The 17,179-nt window shown below is 72.4% G+C and carries 14 protein-coding genes and 2 pseudogenes; 9 read left to right on the top strand and 7 right to left on the bottom strand.

The window, feature by feature from the left end; translation table 11 throughout:
* The 3 genes from NWP09_RS06225 to NWP09_RS06215 all read right to left on the bottom strand — a co-directional run.
* The coding region (locus tag NWP09_RS06225; RefSeq protein ID WP_258274667.1) for a pirin family protein at positions 1–935 on the bottom strand (935 nt) is incomplete at its 3' end.
* A 23-nt stretch (positions 936–958) separates the two neighbouring features.
* On the bottom strand, positions 959–1,186 hold the full coding sequence (locus tag NWP09_RS06220; RefSeq protein ID WP_258274666.1) for a hypothetical protein: 228 nt from the start codon (positions 1,184–1,186) through the stop codon (positions 959–961).
* Positions 1,186–2,433 (bottom strand): inorganic phosphate transporter, encoded by a 1,248-nt coding sequence (locus NWP09_RS06215; RefSeq protein ID WP_258274665.1) that lies wholly within the window; start codon positions 2,431–2,433, stop codon positions 1,186–1,188. Before NWP09_RS06215 ends, NWP09_RS06220 begins: the two co-directional genes overlap by 1 nt.
* Positions 2,434–2,529: 96 nt before the next feature.
* Between NWP09_RS06215 and NWP09_RS06210 the strand changes: the two genes are divergently transcribed.
* Positions 2,530–3,201, top strand: coding sequence for a GPP34 family phosphoprotein (locus NWP09_RS06210; protein WP_258274664.1), 672 nt, complete (start codon positions 2,530–2,532; stop codon positions 3,199–3,201).
* The gene (locus NWP09_RS06205) at positions 3,198–3,905 is read left to right on the top strand and encodes a hypothetical protein (protein ID WP_258274663.1); all 708 of its coding nucleotides are present in this window, start codon (positions 3,198–3,200) and stop codon (positions 3,903–3,905) included. The genes NWP09_RS06210 and NWP09_RS06205 overlap by 4 nt, the downstream gene beginning before the upstream one ends.
* A gap of 7 nt (positions 3,906–3,912) precedes the next feature.
* Here NWP09_RS06205 and NWP09_RS06200 read toward each other — a convergent pair.
* Both NWP09_RS06200 and NWP09_RS06195 read right to left on the bottom strand, forming a co-directional pair.
* Positions 3,913–5,270, bottom strand: a pseudogene (locus NWP09_RS06200) (alpha-amylase family glycosyl hydrolase).
* A gap of 26 nt (positions 5,271–5,296) precedes the next feature.
* Positions 5,297–6,304, bottom strand: coding sequence for a LacI family DNA-binding transcriptional regulator (locus tag NWP09_RS06195; protein WP_258274662.1), 1,008 nt, complete (start codon positions 6,302–6,304; stop codon positions 5,297–5,299).
* Positions 6,305–6,585: 281 nt separating this feature from the next.
* Here NWP09_RS06195 and NWP09_RS06190 point away from each other — a divergent pair, with 281 nt between their 5' ends.
* The 3 genes from NWP09_RS06190 (at position 6,586) to NWP09_RS06180 (ending at position 10,531) form a co-directional block, all read left to right on the top strand.
* Entirely contained in the window at positions 6,586–7,923 is a 1,338-nt protein-coding gene (locus NWP09_RS06190; protein WP_258274669.1) for an ABC transporter substrate-binding protein, read from the top strand.
* Between the two features lie 743 nt (positions 7,924–8,666).
* Positions 8,667–9,560, top strand: coding sequence for a carbohydrate ABC transporter permease (locus NWP09_RS06185; RefSeq protein WP_258274668.1), 894 nt, complete (start codon positions 8,667–8,669; stop codon positions 9,558–9,560).
* On the top strand, positions 9,557–10,531 hold the full coding sequence (locus NWP09_RS06180; protein WP_258274661.1) for a carbohydrate ABC transporter permease: 975 nt from the start codon (positions 9,557–9,559) through the stop codon (positions 10,529–10,531). Before NWP09_RS06185 ends, NWP09_RS06180 begins: the two co-directional genes overlap by 4 nt.
* A 36-nt stretch (positions 10,532–10,567) precedes the next feature.
* Here the strand turns inward: NWP09_RS06180 and NWP09_RS06175 are convergent, their stop codons facing one another.
* Complete coding sequence (locus NWP09_RS06175; RefSeq protein ID WP_258274660.1) at positions 10,568–12,451, bottom strand: glycogen debranching N-terminal domain-containing protein; 1,884 nt, start codon at positions 12,449–12,451, stop codon at positions 10,568–10,570.
* Between the two features lie 111 nt (positions 12,452–12,562).
* Between NWP09_RS06175 and NWP09_RS06170 the strand changes: the two genes are divergently transcribed.
* Genes NWP09_RS06170 through NWP09_RS06155 form a run of 4 tightly spaced genes read left to right on the top strand, consistent with a single transcriptional unit; the run spans position 12,563 to position 16,795 of the window.
* Positions 12,563–13,597: a LacI family DNA-binding transcriptional regulator gene (locus NWP09_RS06170; protein WP_258274659.1), complete on the top strand. Its 1,035-nt coding sequence runs from the start codon at positions 12,563–12,565 to the stop codon at positions 13,595–13,597.
* On the top strand, positions 13,594–14,832 hold the full coding sequence (locus NWP09_RS06165; protein ID WP_258274658.1) for an extracellular solute-binding protein: 1,239 nt from the start codon (positions 13,594–13,596) through the stop codon (positions 14,830–14,832). The genes NWP09_RS06170 and NWP09_RS06165 overlap by 4 nt, the downstream gene beginning before the upstream one ends.
* Positions 14,832–15,965, top strand: coding sequence for a carbohydrate ABC transporter permease (locus NWP09_RS06160; RefSeq protein WP_258274657.1), 1,134 nt, complete (start codon positions 14,832–14,834; stop codon positions 15,963–15,965). The genes NWP09_RS06165 and NWP09_RS06160 overlap by 1 nt, the downstream gene beginning before the upstream one ends.
* Entirely contained in the window at positions 15,962–16,795 is an 834-nt protein-coding gene (locus tag NWP09_RS06155) for a carbohydrate ABC transporter permease (RefSeq protein WP_258274656.1), read from the top strand. Before NWP09_RS06160 ends, NWP09_RS06155 begins: the two co-directional genes overlap by 4 nt.
* A gap of 31 nt (positions 16,796–16,826) precedes the next feature.
* Here NWP09_RS06155 and NWP09_RS06150 read toward each other — a convergent pair.
* Positions 16,827–17,179 (bottom strand): annotated as a pseudogene (locus NWP09_RS06150) (hypothetical protein); the annotation flags it as partial.

Here is a 17,179-nt window from a genome sequence, read left to right as displayed (position 1 = left end):
GGCGGGTTGGCGTCGTCGACGACCGACCCGAAGCGCGGCCGGTCCTCCGGCCCCGACTCGCGCTCGCGCATCCACTGGTCCCGCGCTGCCGCGACCTCGTCGTGGTCGGTGCCGATGAAGTTCCAGAACATGACGATCTCCTCCTCGAACGGCTCGCCGCCGAGGAGGATCGCGACCGCGTCGCGATCGGCCGACACGACGAGCGCGTCGCGGCCGGGCGCGGTGTAGACCATCGAGCCGCGGCCGATCGGGAGGTCGTCGACGCGCACGCCGTCGGTGAGCGCGAGCACGCCGTGCTCGAAGCCGGCCCGCAGGTCGAGCCGCGCCTCGGCGCCCGCCCGCAGCCGCAGCTCGACGCCCAGCAGCGGCGAGTACGCGCCGACGGCGCTCGACGCCCCCGCGTGCTCGCCGACGAAGACGCTCCCGGTGACGCCCGCGGCGAGCTCGACCGTGGGCACGGCGTCGAGGCCGTCGAACCAGGGGTCGCGGCCGCGCTCGTGCCGCGGAAGCACCGTCCACAGCTGCACGCCGTGCAGCACGTCGGTGTCCGGAGTCGAGTACTCGCTGTGCGCGATGCCGCGGCCCGCGGTCATGATGTTGAGCCCGCCCGGGCGCACGGTGTGGGTGAAGCCGGCCGAGTCGCGGTGCTCGATCGCGCCGTCGACGAGCCAGCTCCACGTCTGCAGGCCGGTGTGCGGATGCGGTGGCACGTCCATGCCCGGCCGGTCGCGCAGCGACGTGGGCCCGAACGCGTCGGCGAAGCACCACGCGCCGATGAAGTGGCGGTGCTTGTTCGGGAGCACCCGCTGCACGGGCATCGCGCGGGGACCGCCGAGCGGCACGTCGCGCGGCAGGAGCAGCTCGAGCCCGGCGGCCCCCGCCTCGTCGGCGGCGGCCTCCGCGTCCTCGACCAGCAGCGCCTCGTCGTTGCTCACGGCTCCACGCTACGCGGCGCGCCTCAGATGCCGAAGAGCTGCTTGCCGAAGACGATGACGACGATGCCCGCGAGCGCGAGCAGCACGCAGAGGCCCAGCAGCGCTCCTCCGACGACCGTCGAGCCCGGCCGCTCGCTCTCGAGGGAGCGGATGCCGAGGGCGTAGACGAGCGGGATGCCGGCGCCGAGCAGCAGCCCAACGCCGAGCACCGAGGCGATCGCGATGCCGAGCGCGCCGACGTCGAAGCCCATCAGGCCACCCCTCCCTGGTCGCGCCGACTGCGCTTCTTGCGCTTGCGCGGCCGCGAGAGGGGAGCCACGCCCGACGCGACCGCGCTCAGCTCCCGGTCGATCGTGCGCTTCCGCTCCTTCTTCGGCTGCTCCCACTCGTCGGTCACGTTGTGGTGGCCGACGTGGCTGAGGCGGGAGCGGAGCCACATCGTGAGGCACGCGCCGATGAGCAGCGCGGTCACGACGATCGAGCCCCACAGGTGCCCGAAGAGCCCGGCGATGAGGAAGCAGAGCGCGCCGATCGCGCCCGCCGCGGGGAGCGTGATGAGCCAGGCGACGAGCATGCGCCGGGCGACCGACCACCGCACCTTCGCGTCGGTGCGCGCGAGCCCCGAGCCGATCACCGAGCCGGAGGCGACGTGGGTCGTCGAGAGCGGCAGCCCGAGGTGGCTCGACGTGAGGATGATCGACGCGCTCGAGAAGTCGGCCGACATGCCCTGCCGCGGCGAGATGTCGACGATGCCCTTCCCGAGCGTGCGGATCACCCGCCAGCCGCCCATGTAGGTGCCGGCCGCGATCGCGACCGCGCAGACGACCCGCACCCAGATGGGCATCTCCGCGTCCGGGTCGAGCGAGCCGTGGGCGACGAGCGCGAGGAAGATGACCCCCATCGTCTTCTGCGCGTCGTTCGTGCCGTGCGCGAGCGACATGAGCGAGGCCGCGCCGATCTGGCCCCAGCGGAACCCGCGCTGCTCGCCCCGCTCGCTGAGGTTCGCGGTCGCTCGCTGCACGAGCCAGGTGCCGCAGAACGCGACGAGCCCCGCGATCACGGGCGCGAGCAGCGCCGGGATGAGGATCTTCTGCGCGACGCCGCCCCACAGCACGCCCGTGACGCCGAGCGCGGCGATCGTCGCGCCGATCAGGCCTCCGAACAGCGCGTGGCTCGACGACGACGGCAGCCCGAACAGCCACGTGAGCACGTTCCACACGATCGCGCCGGTGAGGCCGCACAGCACGATGAGCATGAGGCGCTCGCCGTCGACGCCCGCGAGGTCGACGATCCCCGAGCCCACCGTGCGGGCGACCTCGATCGAGAGGAAGGCGCCGATGAGGTTGAGGGTCGCCGAGAGCGCCACCGCGGGCTTCGGCCGCAGCGCGCCCGTCGCGACCGATGGCGCCATCGCGTTCGCGGTGTCGTGGAAGCCGTTGGTGAAGTCGAACGCGAGCGCGACGATGACGACGATCCCGAGGATCGCGAGCTCCTGCATCGGGCCAGTCTCCACCATGGCGCGCCGTCGCGCAGGCCACGCCGGAGTCGCGTCGATCGAGTGCGCCCCGCGAGCGGAGGGCGTACCGTGTGCGGCATGGCGCTCACCATCCCCGAGGCGGTGCTGCTGCTCGCGATCGACGACGACCGCGGCTCGCCCCTCATCGAGGACTCGTCCCTCGGCATCGCGATCGCCGGCGCCGCGCTCGCCCAGCTCGTCGTCGACGGGCGGATGCGCCTGGTCGCCCCGGGCGAGCCCGGCTCGGCGCCCGGCGCGCTCGTCGCGGCATCCGGCACGACGAGCCCCCACCTCGAGCCGCTCGTCGCCCGCATCGACGGCGCGACCCCGGCGGACGCGCTCAGCATCGTCGCGGGGTGGGGCGGGCCCACCGCTCCCACGACCCGCGTCCGGCGCGAGCTGCTCGAGGACTTCGCCGCGGCCGGCGTGCTCGCGCGCGAGGAGGACCGCTTCCTCGGCATCCGCTGGCGGCAGCGCTGGGAGCGCGGCGAGCGGCGCGACGTCGAGGACGCGCTCCAGGTGCGCGCGCGCGAGGTGCTCGACGGCGCCGACGACACCACGGTCGGCGCGGCGCTCGCGATCCTCCACGGGGCCGACGCGCTGCCGGCGATCTTCCCCGACCGGCCGCGCGAGCCGCTGCTCGCGCGCGGCGCCCAGCTCGCCGAGGGCTCGTGGGCGAGCCGCGAGGTGCACCGCTCGATCGCCGCGGTCCAGGCGGCGGTGGTCGGCCTGATGATCTCGTCGACGTGATCGACCGCATCGGCCGGGCGGTCGCGACCGGCGCGGGCCGCGCGCTCGGCGCCGGGATGGCGACGCTCGCCTCGGTGCGCCGCCCGCATCCCGTGCATCCGCACGGCGTGGTCCTGCACGGCACGGTGCGCCGCTCCGGCACCGCGCTGCGCACGGGCATCGCGTGGATCGACGAGGCGGAGCCGGAGCCGATCCGGGTCATCGCCCGCGCATCCCGCTCGGTGGGCGTGCCGGTACCGCTGCCCGACGTCGTCGGGCTCGCGGCGCGGTTCGAGGCGGCCGAGGGTCGGGCCGACCTGCAGCTCGCCTCCACGGGCGCCGCGTGGCCGTGGCGCTTCGCGCTGCTCGCGCACCGCTCGCCCTCGCGCGCGCACCTCGGGTCGCTGCTGCCCTACCGCTCGCCGAGCGGGCCGGTGCTGCTCGGCGCCCGCACGCTCGCGCCGTCCGACCTGCCGTCGCACCCCGAGCAGCTCGCGGAGCGGCTCGCGCTCGAGCCGTGGCGGCTCGAGCTGCTCGTCGCGCGACCGCGCGGCGCGTGGCACGCGTTCGGGGAGCTCGAGCTGCGGCGCGAGCCCGGCCCGCTCGACCCGCTGCTGCGCTTCGACGCCGGGCGGCATCCGCTCCCCGGCGCTCGGCAGTACGACTGGGTGCGCCGGCTGCGCCAGCCCTCGTACGACCGCGTGCAGCGCGGCGCCGCGCGCTGACGCCGCGTCAGGAGAGCGCGAGCCAGTAGAACGACTGCGTGCCGAAGGTGAGCGAGAAGCGCCCGTCCTCGGCGATCGTCGGGAACGCTCCGCCGCCGAAGAGGTCGTTGAGCCGCGCGCCGGCGAACTGCGGCGCGTCGATCGTCACGTGCACGGGGTTGTGGCTGAACGAGAACACGCACAGCACCGTCTCGGCGCGGGCCCCCGCGTAGCTCCCGTCGCCCTCGTAGGAGCGCACGAAGGCGAGCACCGCGTCGTTGTCGCTCTCGAGCACCGTGAGACGGCCGAGCCCGAACACGGGGTGCGCGCGCCGCACGTGCAGCACCGACCGCATCCAGTTGAGCAGGCTCGAGGCCTGCGCCATCTGCGCCTCGACGTTGACGGCGGCGTAGTGGTAGACGAGCGACTGCACGACCGGCAGGAAGAGCTTGCCCGGGTCGGCGTCGGAGAACCCGGCGTTGCGGTCGGGCGTCCACTGCATCGGCGTGCGGGACGGAGCGAGTAGAAGATCCGCGGCATCGTGGGGAAGTCGAACGCCATGTGGCACTCGGGCTCCTCCGCCGTGCCGAAGTAGGCCGCCGTCTCGGCGGGCCACTGGTTCGCCTCCGCGACGAGCACGCGGCCCGGGTGCTCCTCGTCGACGATGCGGCGCAGGCGCTTGAGGTACGCGTGCGTCGCGGGCTCCGACTCCCCGTTGCCGCCCTCCGACTCGTAGAGGTAGGGGACGGCGTCGAGCCGGATCGCGTCCACCCCGAGGCCGAGCCAGAAGCGCAGCACCTCCTCGATCGCGGCGTGCACGGCGGGGTTCTCGAAGTTGAGGTCGGGCTGGTGCGAGAAGAAGCGGTGCCAGTAGAACTGCCGCCGCACCGAGTCGAACGCCCACTTCGACTCCTCGGTGTCGACGAAGATGATGCGCGCGTTCGGGTAGCCCGAGTCGTCGTCGCGCCACACGTAGAAGTCGCCGTACGGCCCGTCGGGATCCTCCCGCGAGGCGAGGAACCACGGATGCTGGTCGGAGGTGTGGTTGATCGGCAGGTCGATCATGACCCGCATGTTGCGCGAGTGTGCCTCCGAGACGAAGTGCCGGAAGTCGTCGATCGTGCCGAACTCGGGCAGCACCGCCATGAAGTCCGAGACGTCGTAGCCGCCGTCGCGCAGCGGCGACCGGTAGAACGGGGGCACCCAGATCGCGTCGACGCCGAGCCACTGCAGGTAGTCGAGCTTCGACGTGAGGCCCGGGAGGTCGCCGAAGCCGTCGCCGTTCGAGTCGACGAACGAGCGCACCATCACCTCGTAGAAGACGCTCTTGCGGTGCCAGTCGCGATCGAGCGCGAGGCCTGGCGCGTGCCCGCCGATGATCGGCATCGGCGCGGTGAAGGTGCTGGTGAAGCTCATGGCGGCGGCCCCGTCGAGGAGCGCACGACGAGCACGGGCACGTAGGCGGTGTGGCTGCGGTCCGGCTCGCCGTCCGGCTCCTGGAGCGCCGCCATGATCCACGCGACGACGTCCTCGCCGTGCTGCGCAGGGTCCTGGCGGATGGTCGTCAGCCCGAAGGCGGCGGCGGCGGGCACGTCGTCGACCCCCGTGACGCTCAGCTCGTCGGGGATCCGGATGCCGAGCTGGTGGGCGGCGAGGAGCACGCCCATCGCGACCTCGTCGGTGCCCGCCACGATGCCGGTGGGCCGGTCGGCGCGGGCGAGGATGCCGCGCGCGGCGAGGTGCGCTCCCTCGAGCGTCGTCGGCACGGTGAGCGGCGGGCGCAGGCGCAGCCCGTGCCGCTCCGAGACGCGCTGGAACGCCTGCATGCGCCGGTCCGAGGACGAGGCGTCGAAGGGCTGCACCTCGGTCTCGCTCGCGAGGTGCAGCAGGTCGGTGTGGCCGAGCCGCACGAGGTGCTCGGCCGCCTGCTCGCCTGCCGCGTCGTCGTCGAGCGCGAAGGAGCGGGTGTGCGGGGTCGGCTCGCCCACGGTCGCGACGGGGATGCCGAGCTCCGCGAGCCGGGTGAGGTCGCCGCCCACGAGGCTCCACGTGATGGTGACGAGCCCGTCGACCTCGCCGCGCCGCATGAAGCGCTCGAACTTCTCGTGCCCGCCGGTGCCGAACGCGCCGAGGTCGTAGAGCAGCACGTCGTGGTCGTGCAGGTCGGCGGCGTGCGCGATGCCGTGCAGCACGCTGCCGAAGTACCAGCGGTTGACGGATGGGGTGAGCACGCCGATCGTGCGGGTCACGCCCGTGGCGAGGCGGCGGGCGGCGCCCGAGGCCCGGAAGCCCAGCTCGTCGGCGGCGCGCTGGACCCGCTCTCGCGTTCGGGCCGCGACGCCCGGCGCGCCGGAGAGCGCGCGCGACGCGGTCGCCTTCGAGACCCCCGCGGCGCGGGCGACGTCGTCGAGCCTGGGCACGGCCGCCTCCTCGCGCTCGGGCGGGTGACCGCCGTCCAGAGTGTGGAACCGGTTCCGACCATAGCCCCGGGCGAGCGCTGCGGCCAACAGGGCGCCCCAACGATCGTTGCCGAATCGAAACATCGTTCCTGAGTGCAGCAGGAGACGGTGTGCGCTACGGTCACAGCCAGTGGAACCGGTTCCGGTTTCGAGCACGTCGCCGTGCGCCTCGCTCGGCCCCGGCCCGTGCTGTTGAGCACTTGAGCGAAGGAGTTCACGTGAAGCACGCACGCAGGATCGCGATGCCGCTCGGCATCGTGGGCGTCGCGGCACTCGCCCTCACGGGGTGTGTCGGCGACGCGGAGCCCGGGGCCTCGGAGGAGCCGGGCAGCACCGGCGCGGCCGCCGAGGGCTGCGAGGACTACGCCGACTACGGCACGTTCGACGGCGCAGAGGTCAACGTCTACGGCACGATCCTCGACGAGGAGGCCAACCGCTTGAACGAGTCGTGGGTGCAGTTCGAGGAGTGCACCGGCATCGACGTCGTGTACGAGGGCTCCGCGGAGTTCGAGGCGCAGATCAACGTGCGCATCCAGGGCGGGAACCCGCCGGACCTCGCGTTCTTCCCCCAGCCCGGCCTGCTGGCCTCCGTGGTCGAGACCGGTGCTGTGCTGCCCGCTCCCGAGTCGGTGGCCGAGAACGCGCAGGCGTACTGGAACGAGACGTTCCAGGGCTTCGGCACCGTCGACGGCACCTTCTACGGTGCGCCGCTCATGTCGTCGGTGAAGGGCTTCGTCTGGTACCAGCCGGCGCTCTGGGAGGAGAACGGCTGGGAGGTCCCGACGACCCTCGACGAGCTCGACGAGCTCACCGCGACCATCGCCGAGGCAGGCGTCACGCCGTGGTGCGTGGGCTTCGGGTCGGGTGAGGCGACCGGCTGGCCGGGCACCGACTGGCTCGAGGACTACGTCCTTCGGCTCCACGGCCCCGAGGTCTACGAGCAGTGGGTCGCGCACGAGATCCCGTTCGACGACCCGCGGATCGTGGAGGCGCTCGACCGCGTCGGCGACCTCATCAAGAACCCGGAGTACGTCAACGGCGGCATCGGCGACGTGACGACGATCGCGACGACCGACTTCGGCGACGCGGGCCTGCCCGTGCTCGACGGCGAGTGCGGCATGCACCACCAGGCGTCGTTCTACGAGGGCTTCTGGAGCGACGACAACTCCGTGACGGTCGCCGAGGACGGCGACGTGTGGGCGTTCATCCTCCCGGGCACCGAGCCGGACGCGGCCGCGGTGACCGGTGGCGCCGAGATCGTCGCGGCGTTCAGCGACGCCGAGGAGGTCGTGGCCACGCAGACCTACCTGTCGAGCCCCGAGTGGGCCAACAGCCGCGTCTCGCTCGGCGGCGTGCTCTCGGCGAACTCGGAGCTCGACCCGGCGAACGCGTCGAGCGACCTGCTGCGCCAGGCGTACGAGATCCTGCAGGACCCGAACACCACGTTCCGGTTCGACGGATCCGACTCGATGCCCGGCGCCGTCGGCTCGGGCTCGCTGTGGCGGGGCATGGTCGACTGGATCTCGGGGGCCGACTCGGCGTCCGTGCTCGCCCAGGTCGAGCAGAGCTGGCCGCAGTAGTCGGATGATGGGGGTGCGGGGGCCGCGCAGCGGCCTCCGCACCCGCATCCCGGGCCGCATCACCAAGGGATGGGACTCGCATGACCACGATGGATCTCGTCGGCAAGCTGCTCCAGGTCGTCGTCGGCCTCGCGGCCTTCGGCGCCGTGGTGGCGCTGCTGCTCGCCTTCCTCGATCGTCCGGAGGACAAGCCTCGTCCCGCGAGCTGGCGCGAGGCGATGCGCGCGGGCCTGCGCCCGCGGCTCGTCCTCATCGCCGCCTTCGCGCTCCTGGCGATCCTCGCGCGCGTGCTCTACGGAGCCGTGCCCTGGATGACGCAGGGCCTGACGAACGCCGCCATCGGCCTCGGCGTCGCGGGCATCGTCGTCGTGCTGCTCCAGTGGCTGCTCGACCGGCTCCTGCAGCGGGCGAGCGCGCCGGTGCGCAGCGCCGTCATGCGTGCGCTCGGCGCCGTGCTCGTCGTGGCCCTCGTGCTCGTCGCGCAGGCCTCGCCGAGCATCCCGGCCCTCGACTGGGTCACGCCGGCGCTCGTCTTCGCGGCGACCGTCGTCGGCTGGCCGCTCGCCGCCGCCCTCATCGCGACCGCGCTCATCGCCTTCCTGCCGGATCGCACGCGCCGGAGCGTGCGCCTCATCGCGTGGCTGCTCGCTGCGGTGGCGGTCGTCGCCATCAGCCTGGTCCTCGAGCAGGGCCGGGAGCAGGCGGTGGGCGTGTGGCCGTGGGCCGCGGCAGCCGGCTTGAGCATCATCGGCGTGCTCGGCTACTTCGCCGACCACGACGACGACTCGAAGCCGATGCTCGTGTTCCTGATGCCCGCGGCGCTGCTCCTCACCGTGGGGCTCGTGTACCCCGCGATCCGCACGACCGTCCTCGCCTTCACGGACCGCACGGGGGCCTTCAACGGCGTCGACAACTTCGTCTGGATGTTCACGCAGCCCGAAGCGCTCATCACGCTCGCGAACACGGTCGTCTGGGTCATCCTCGTGCCGCTGCTCTCGACCGCGATCGGCCTCGCCTACGCGGTCTTCATCGACAAGAGCCGCGGTGAGCGGGTCTACAAGATGCTCGTGTTCATGCCGATGGCGATCTCGATGGTCGGCGCCAGCATCATCTGGCGCTTCATGTACGCGTACCGCGGGCCCGAGCAGGAGCAGATCGGCCTCGTCAACCAGATCATCGTGTGGTTCGGCGGGCAGCCGCAGCAGATCCTGCAGAACAGCCCGTGGAACACGCTCGCGCTCATCGTCGTGATGATCTGGATCCAGACCGGCTTCGCGATGGTCGTGCTCTCGGCCGCGATCAAGGGCGTGCCGACCGAGCAGCTCGAGGCCGCCGAGATCGACGGCGCCAACCCCTGGCAGCGCTTCGCGAACGTCACCGTGCCCGGCATCCGCACATCGATCGTCGTCGTCATCACGACGATCTCGATCGCGACGCTCAAGGTGTTCGACATCGTGCGCACGATGACCGCGGGCAACTTCAACACCTCCGTCGTCGCGAACGAGATGTACACGCAGGCGTTCCGCTCGGGCGAGCCCGGCCGCGGCGCGGCGCTCGCGCTGATCCTGTTCCTCATGGTCATGCCGATCGTCATCTACAACGTCCGCGTCCTGAACCAGCAGAAGGCGATCCGATGAGCTCCGTCGCATTCACCCCGGACCCCGAGATCACCCCGGACCGCGTCGCGCCCGCGGTCACGACGCGCGCCGATCGCGTGAAGCGGCGCCTCACGAGTCCGTGGGCGACCATCGCGGCGCTCGTGATCGCGGTGCTGTGGACGGTGCCGACGTTCGGCCTGCTGCTGTCGTCGTTCCGCCCGGCCGATCAGATCCAGTCGACCGGCTGGTGGACCTTCTTCTCCGACCCGCAGCTGACGCTCACGAACTACCGCGAAGTGCTCTTCTCGGGCTCGGCGTCGTCGCCGCAGCTCGGCGAGTACTTCGTCAACTCGCTCGCGATCGCGATCCCGGGCACGCTCATCCCCCTCGTGCTCGCGTGCCTCGCGGCGTACGCGTTCGCATGGGTGCGGTTCAAGGGCTCGTCGACGCTGTTCGTGATCGTCTTCGCGCTGCAGATCGTGCCGCTGCAGATGGCGCTCATCCCGCTGCTGCAGCTGTTCGTGACCTTCCTCCAGCCGTTCCAGGACGCGCTCCACGAGGCGGTGCCGTTCATCAGCGAGCGGCAGTTCCTGCCGGTGTGGATCGCGCACGCGATCTTCGGGCTCCCGCTCGCGATCTTCCTGCTGCACAACTTCATCTCGGCGATCCCGGGCGACGTCATCGAAGCGGCGCGCGTCGACGGGGCCGGCCACGGGCAGATCTTCTTCCGCATCATCCTGCCGCTCGCGATGCCGGCGATCGCGTCGTTCGCGATCTTCCAGTTCCTGTGGGTGTGGAACGACCTGCTCGTCGCCCTCGTGTTCTCGACGGGCACGCCCGACACCGCGCCGCTCACGCAGCGATTGGCCGAGCTCGCCGGCTCTCGCGGCGAGAACTGGGAGCGCCTGACGGCTGGCGCGTTCGTCTCGCTCGTCGTGCCGCTCATCGTGTTCTTCGGCCTGCAGCGCTACTTCGTGCGAGGGCTCCTCGCGGGCTCGGCGAAGGGCTGACGCGCGCCGAGGCGCGGGCGGACGTCCGCCCGCGCCTCAGCGGAGCGGCGGCCGGCGCGAGAGCGCCCGGTGCACCGGCACGACCGCGGCCGCGCTCCACGCCTGCGGCCGGCACGACGCGGGGTACGCGACCGGCGACGACACCTCGTCCGAGCCGAGCCCGGCGAAGAGCTCGGGGATCCGGCCGTCGAACGCGTCCGCGGCGCGCACGAGCTGGGCGGCGAGCACGCGGGCGTGCTCGGTGAGGCCGGCCCGCAGCATCCCCTCGATCACGACTCCCGTGTCGTGGGGCCACACCGAGCCGCAGTGGTACGAGAGCGGCCAGTGGGCGGTCTCGTCGCTCGCCATCGTGCGGAGCCCATAGCCCGAGGCGAAGCGCTCGTCGACGAGCAGGTCTGCGATGCGCGCCTCCTCGTCGGGGGAGAGCAGCGTCGTGCCGAGGAGCTGGCCGATGTTCGAGGTCTTCGCGTCGACGGGCGCGCCACGGCCGTCGAGGGCGATCGCCGGGAAGCGCTCGCCGTCGCGCTCGACCCAGAACGCGGCGCGGAAGCGCTCGCGCATCGCGCGAGCCCACGCCGCCCACTCCGAGCCGTCCTCCCCGAGCGCCTCGAGCAGCTCGGCGCCGCCGGCCGCGGCCTGGCACGCCTGGGCCTGCACCTCGCACAGCGCGATCGGGGCGTCGGCGATGCGCCCGTCGGCGAACCGCACCGAGTCGCCCGAGTCCTTCCAGCCCTGGTTCGCGAGCCCGTGACCCGACTCGTCCACGTACTTGAGGAAGCCCGAGCCGTCGGGCGAGCCGTGGTCGCGCATCCACTCGAGCGCGGCGACGAGCGCGGGTCGCAGCTCGCGCACCGCCTCGAGCGGGAGCCCTGCGAGCCACGCCTCGTGCAGCAGCACGATCCACAGCGGGGTCGCGTCGATCGTGCCGTAGTACACGGGGGGCAGCGAGATCCGCTCGCCCGGCAGCTCGAGCTGGGCGTGGCGCAGCTCGTGCAGCATCTTGCCGGGCTGCTCGGCGCTCGTCGGGTCCACGCGCGTCCCCTGCCGCGCCGCGAGCGTGCGCAGCGTCGACAGCGCGAGGTCGGTGCCGAGCGGCAGCAGCAGCCGGGCCGTGATGAGCGAGTCGCGGCCGAACAGGGTGAGGAACCAGGGCGCGCCCGCGGCGGCGAACGAGCCCTGGCCGGCGTCGAGCAGCAGGGCGCGCACGTCGGCGAGCGCCTGCGCGCTCCAGCGGTCGAGCGACGCATCGCCGCTCGCCGGCAGGCTCGCGATCGTCGGCCGATCGGTCGCCTCGCGGACGACCGCCCGGGGGTCGTCGAGCTCGAGCGAGATCTCGAGCGCCCCTCGCCCGCCGGGCGGCACCTCGAGCTCGCGGGAGGCGACGATCGTCGCCCCGTCGATGGCGAGCTCGGCGCCGGCGGCCCGCACGACGAGCGTGCGGACTCCATCGCTCGCGACGGCATCGGCCCCGCGCATCTCGACGCTCGTCGCCGCCTCGACCGGCGCGCCGGCCTTCACGCCCATGAGCTCGGCGAACGAGACCGTGAGCCGCAGCGCCACCGTCCCGGTCACCGCCTGGGCGAGGCCGTTGACGAGCTCGAGGCGCTCGTCCACGCCGTCGCCCCGCACCGACCGGATGCGCTCGACCCGCACGCGCGGATCCGGCGTCGCGTCGTCGATCATCCGCGCGACGCTGTGGAAGACGGCCCGGGACGGGCCGCGGCTCGTGCCCACGTGCTCGAGCGGCAGCCCGTCGACGGTGGCCTCGAGTGCGCGAGCGAACCGCCAATCGCCCCGGAACACGCCGTGGATCGCCGAGGCGCCCATCGACCCGTCGCGGGCCGACCACACCTGGGTCGGCGCGCGCAGCACGACCAGCTCGTCGTTCAGGAGCGGCTGGAGGCCGGCGGCGGCGTGCATCGCATCGTGTCCGTTTCGTGATCGACGAGGGGCGGCTCTTACGCTAGCGTCGGTTTTGGAACGATCCAAGGGGGCACGTGCCGCGCGCCCCTCCGGCCCGAGGGAGTGCCGATGGCTGCCACGCTCGCCGACGTCGCAGCGCGCGCCGGCGTCTCCGTGCAGACCGTCTCCAACGCGCTCAACAACCCGCGGCTGCTCAAGCGGGGCACGCTCGACCGCGTCCTCGCCGCGGTCCAGGAGCTCGGCTACACGCCGAACCTCGCCGCGCGCCGGCTGCGCCAGCGCCGCACGCACACGATCGGCCTCCGCATCGACGCGTCGAGCGACACGATCTCGTCGACGCTCCTCGACCGCTTCCTGCACGAGCTCACGGCCGCAGCTGCCGCGGTCGGCAAGCACATCGTGCTCTTCACCGTGTCGAGCGAGCGGGAGGAGGTCGACGAGATCCTCGCGCTGCGCGACCAGTCGATCGCCGACGAGTTCCTCATCGCCTCGACGCATCCCGGCGATCCGCGCATCGAGCCCCTGCTCGCGGCGGGCGTGCCGTTCGTCGCGTTCGGTCGGCCGTGGTGCGCCGCTCCTCCCCATCACTGGGTCGACGTCGACGGCCGTGCCGGCACGAGGATGGCGACCGAGGCGCTCCTCGACGAGGGGCTCGAGCGCATCGCGTTCGTCGGCTGGCCCGCAGGCAGCGCGTCGGGCGACGACCGCCGAGAGGGGTGGGCCGCCGCGATGCGGGAGCGCCTGGGGCTCGACGACGCGGCGCTCGAGGCGCTCACCGTCCGCGCGGTCGACGGCATCGGCACCGCGATCGCGCCCGTCCAGGCGCTCCTCGAGCACGGCATCGAGGGTGCCGTGTGCGCGTCCGACGCGCTCGCGGCGGGCATCGTCGCGGCCGCCGGGCCGCTCGGCGTGCGGTTCCCGGTCATCGGCTTCGACAACACGCAGCTCGCCGCCGGTGTCGGCTTCTCGAGCGTCGACCAGCGCCTCGACGCCGTCGCGCGCGCGGCTCTCGCGTCGTTCGAGGCGGCCGAGCCGCAGACCACGATCGTGCGACCCCGGCTCGTGGGTCGAAGAGACGCGCGGTGGGGGCTCGACCTCGCCGCCGCAGGGCGATGGAGCCCCAACCCGGAAGGAAGATCATGAAGCACAGCAAGATGAGCGCAGCGGCCCTCGCGGGCGTGCTCGCGCTCGCCCTGGCCTCCTGCTCGGGGGGCGGCGGCACCGGAGCGACCGACGAGCCGGAGGGCTCAGCCGAGAGCCTCACGATGCTCATCGGCTCGTCCGGCGACGCGGAGACGCAGGCCGTCCAGGCGGCCGCCGACGCCTGGACCGAGGAGTCCGGCGTGCCCGTCGAGGTGGTCGTGGCATCCAACCTCAACCAGGAGCTCGCGCAGGGCTTCGCGGGCGACTCCGCGCCCGACCTGTTCTACATGGGCTGGGACCAGTTCCAGACCTACGCGAGCGACGACTACCTCGAGCCCTACGCGATGGACCTCGAGAACGCGGGCGACTTCTACCCGGCGCTCGTGGACGCGTTCTCGTTCGAGGACGAGTTCGTGTGCGCGCCGAAGGACTTCTCGACCCTCGGGCTCGTGATCAACACCGATCTGTGGGCGGCCGCCGGGCTCACCGACGCCGACATCCCGACCGACTGGGAGTCGCTGCAGAGCGCGGCGCAGCGCCTCACCTCGGGTGAGACGGTCGGGCTCTCGATGGGACCGGAGTACCAGCGGCTCGGCGTCTTCATGCAGCAGGCCGGCGGCGGGCTCATGGACGGCGACACGGTCACCGCGAACTCGCCCGAGAACGTCGAGGCGCTCGAGTACGTGCAGGGCCTCCTCGAGGCGGGCGTGCTCAAGTGGCCGGCCGACCTCGGCGCGGGCTGGGGCGGCGAGGCGTTCGGCCGCGGCAGCGCGGCCATGGTGATCGAGGGCCCGTGGATCCGCGGCGCGCTCGAGAACGACTACCCCGACGTCCAGTTCCAGGTGGCGGAGCTGCCCTCGGGCCCTGACGGCCCCGGCACCTTCACGTTCTCGAACTGCTGGGGCATCCCGGAGGGCCAGGACACGGCCGAGACCGCGCAGGACCTCGTCGCCTTCCTCACGAGCGACGAGCAGCAGCTGCAGTTCTCGGAGGCGTTCGGCGTCATCCCGTCGACCGAGTCGGCGGCCGCGACGTACGCCGAGACCTACCCCGAGAACGCCGCGTTCGTGACCGGCGCGGACTACGCGATCAGCCCGGTGGCGTTCGCCGGCGCCTCGGAGGTCGTGACCGAGTTCAACACGAAGATCACGACCCTCCAAAGCGCCGACGCCCAGGCGCTCCTCGACGAGCTGCAGTCGCAGCTCGAGTCGGCGTACGAGGCCTCGCAGGGCTGATGGGCGCCACCTCGACCGCTCCCGCGCCGCGCACGCGGCGCGGGAGCGCGCGGGGCGGTGAGACGGCGGCCGGGTGGCTCTTCACGCTGCCCGCCATCCTCATCATCGGCGTGTTCCTCGTGGCGCCCATCGCGCTCGCGCTGTGGGTGTCCTTCACCGACTGGAACGGCCGCAACTCCCCGCTGTTCAACGACAACGTCGAGGTGGTCGGCCTCGACAACTACGCCGCGATCACGACCGACGACTCGCTCACGCGCGAGCTGTTCGGCCGCTCGATCCGCAACAACGTCTACTACGTGCTGTTCGTCGTGCCGCTGCAGACGGCGCTCGCGCTCTTCCTCGCGGTGCAGGTCAACCGCCGGCTGCTGCGCGGCAAGGGCTTCTTCCGCACCGCGTTCTACTTCCCGTCGGTGACGTCGTCGATCGCGATCACGGGCGTGTTCCTCTTCCTGTTCGCGTCGACCGGCGTCGTCAACCGGGTGCTCGCCCTCATGAGCGTCGAGGGGCCGAACTGGTTCGCCGACCCTCGCGGCATCATCCACCTGCTGCTGCCGCAGCCGCCCGCGAGCTGGCTCGAGCCGGGCTTCCTCGGCGTGAGCGCGTGGGAGTGGATCGCCGGCCCCTCGATCGCGCAGTGCGTGCTCATCCTGCTCGCCGTCTTCACGACCTCGGGCACGTTCATGCTGCTGTTCCTCGCGGGGCTGCAGAACATCGGGCCCGAGATCCGCGAGGCCGCCCTCATGGACGGCGCCGGGCCCATCCGCTCGTTCTTCTCCATCACCGTCCCGATGCTGAAGCCGACGCTCTTCACCGTGCTCACGCTCGGCCTCATCGGCACGTGGCAGGTGTTCGACCAGGTGTACCTCACGCGCGGCACGCCCGCCGCGTCGACCCTCACGAGCCCCGCGTACCTCGCGTTCCAGCAGGCGTTCACCGACAACGAGCCCGGCATCGCGGCCGCGATCGCGTTCGTGCTGTTCCTCATCATCATCGCGATGACGCTCATCCAGCGATGGGTCCTCGCCGACCGCGACGAGCCGCGGAACCGTCGCCGCGAGCGCCGTCGGCTCGCCGAGGGCGCGGCCCGGCTGCAGGTCGGTCCGACCGCCGGCGCGGGAGGGGGCCTGACATGAAGGAACGGGTCACCGGCGGGCTCATCACGGGCTACGTCGTCCTCGTCGTCCTGGCGCTGCTCTACATCTACCCGTTCGTCATCGCGGTGAGCGGGTCGTTCAAGACCGACCAGGAGGCCAACGCCGACCCGATGGCGCTCATCCCCGAGACGTTCACGTTCGCGGCGTACGAGCGGCTCTTCACCGGCACCGACCTGCCGCTGTGGGCGACGAACTCGTTCGTCGTCACGATCGTCGTGACGGTCTTCCGGGTGTTCTTCGACTCGCTCGCCGGCTACGCGCTCTCGCGCCTGCGGTTCCGCGGTCGGAACACGGTCTTCGCCCTGTTCATCGCGGTGCTCGCGGTGCCCTCGGTCGTGCTCATGATCCCGCGGTTCCTCGTCATCAAGGAGCTCGGCCTCTACGACACCTACGGCGGCATGATCATCCCGCTGCTCGCGGATGCGGCGGGCATCTTCATCATGAAGCAGTTCTTCGACTCGATTCCCGCGTCGATCGAGGAGGCCGCGCGCATCGACGGCGCGGGCGTCTTCCGCACGTTCTGGTCGGTCACGCTGCCGATGGCCGCGCCCGCGCTCATCACGCTCACGATCCTGTCGTTCCAGGGGTCGTGGAACGAGTTCGCGCACTTCGTCATCTCGCGGCAGAGCCCCGACCTGCACACGCTCACGACGGGCGTCGGCACGCTCGTCTCCGGGCAGCTCGGCTCGGGCACGCAGTTCCCGCTCAAGCTCGCGGCCGCGGTGCTCATGACGATCCCCGTCGCCATCATGTTCTTCGTCTTCCAGAAGCGCATCATGTCGACGACCGAAGGAGGCGAGAAGGGCTGACGGGGCGCGGAGCCCGGTCGCCGCGACAGGCTCAGCTCGCCCGCGCGGGAGCGACGATGCGCCACGGGCGGCGCGAGCCGCCGGCGGCGAAGATCGGATCGGGTGCGGCCGGGGGCTCCGCCTCGGGCGCCGGCATGCCTGGAGGCGCATCCGGGTCCGGCGCGATCGTCGGCAGGATCGGGTCGCGAGCGCCCGAGTCGGGCTCCGCATCGTCGCCGGGGTCTGCCGGTGCGGCTCGCGGCCCGTCCGGGAGCGGCGGCACCGCGGCGAGGTGCCGGGCGCGCCCGGTGCCCGCGTGCGGCGGGCGCAGCGCCTGCCGCACGACGACGAAGGATGCGGCGCTGCACGAATGCGGCGCGCTCGCGTCGGGGTGCGGCACGGGCA

It is taken from the genome of Agrococcus sp. HG114 (assembly GCF_024723325.1).
In the GTDB taxonomy this organism is placed as follows: domain Bacteria; phylum Actinomycetota; class Actinomycetes; order Actinomycetales; family Microbacteriaceae; genus Agrococcus.
This window is presented reverse-complemented; position numbering and strand designations above follow the sequence as displayed.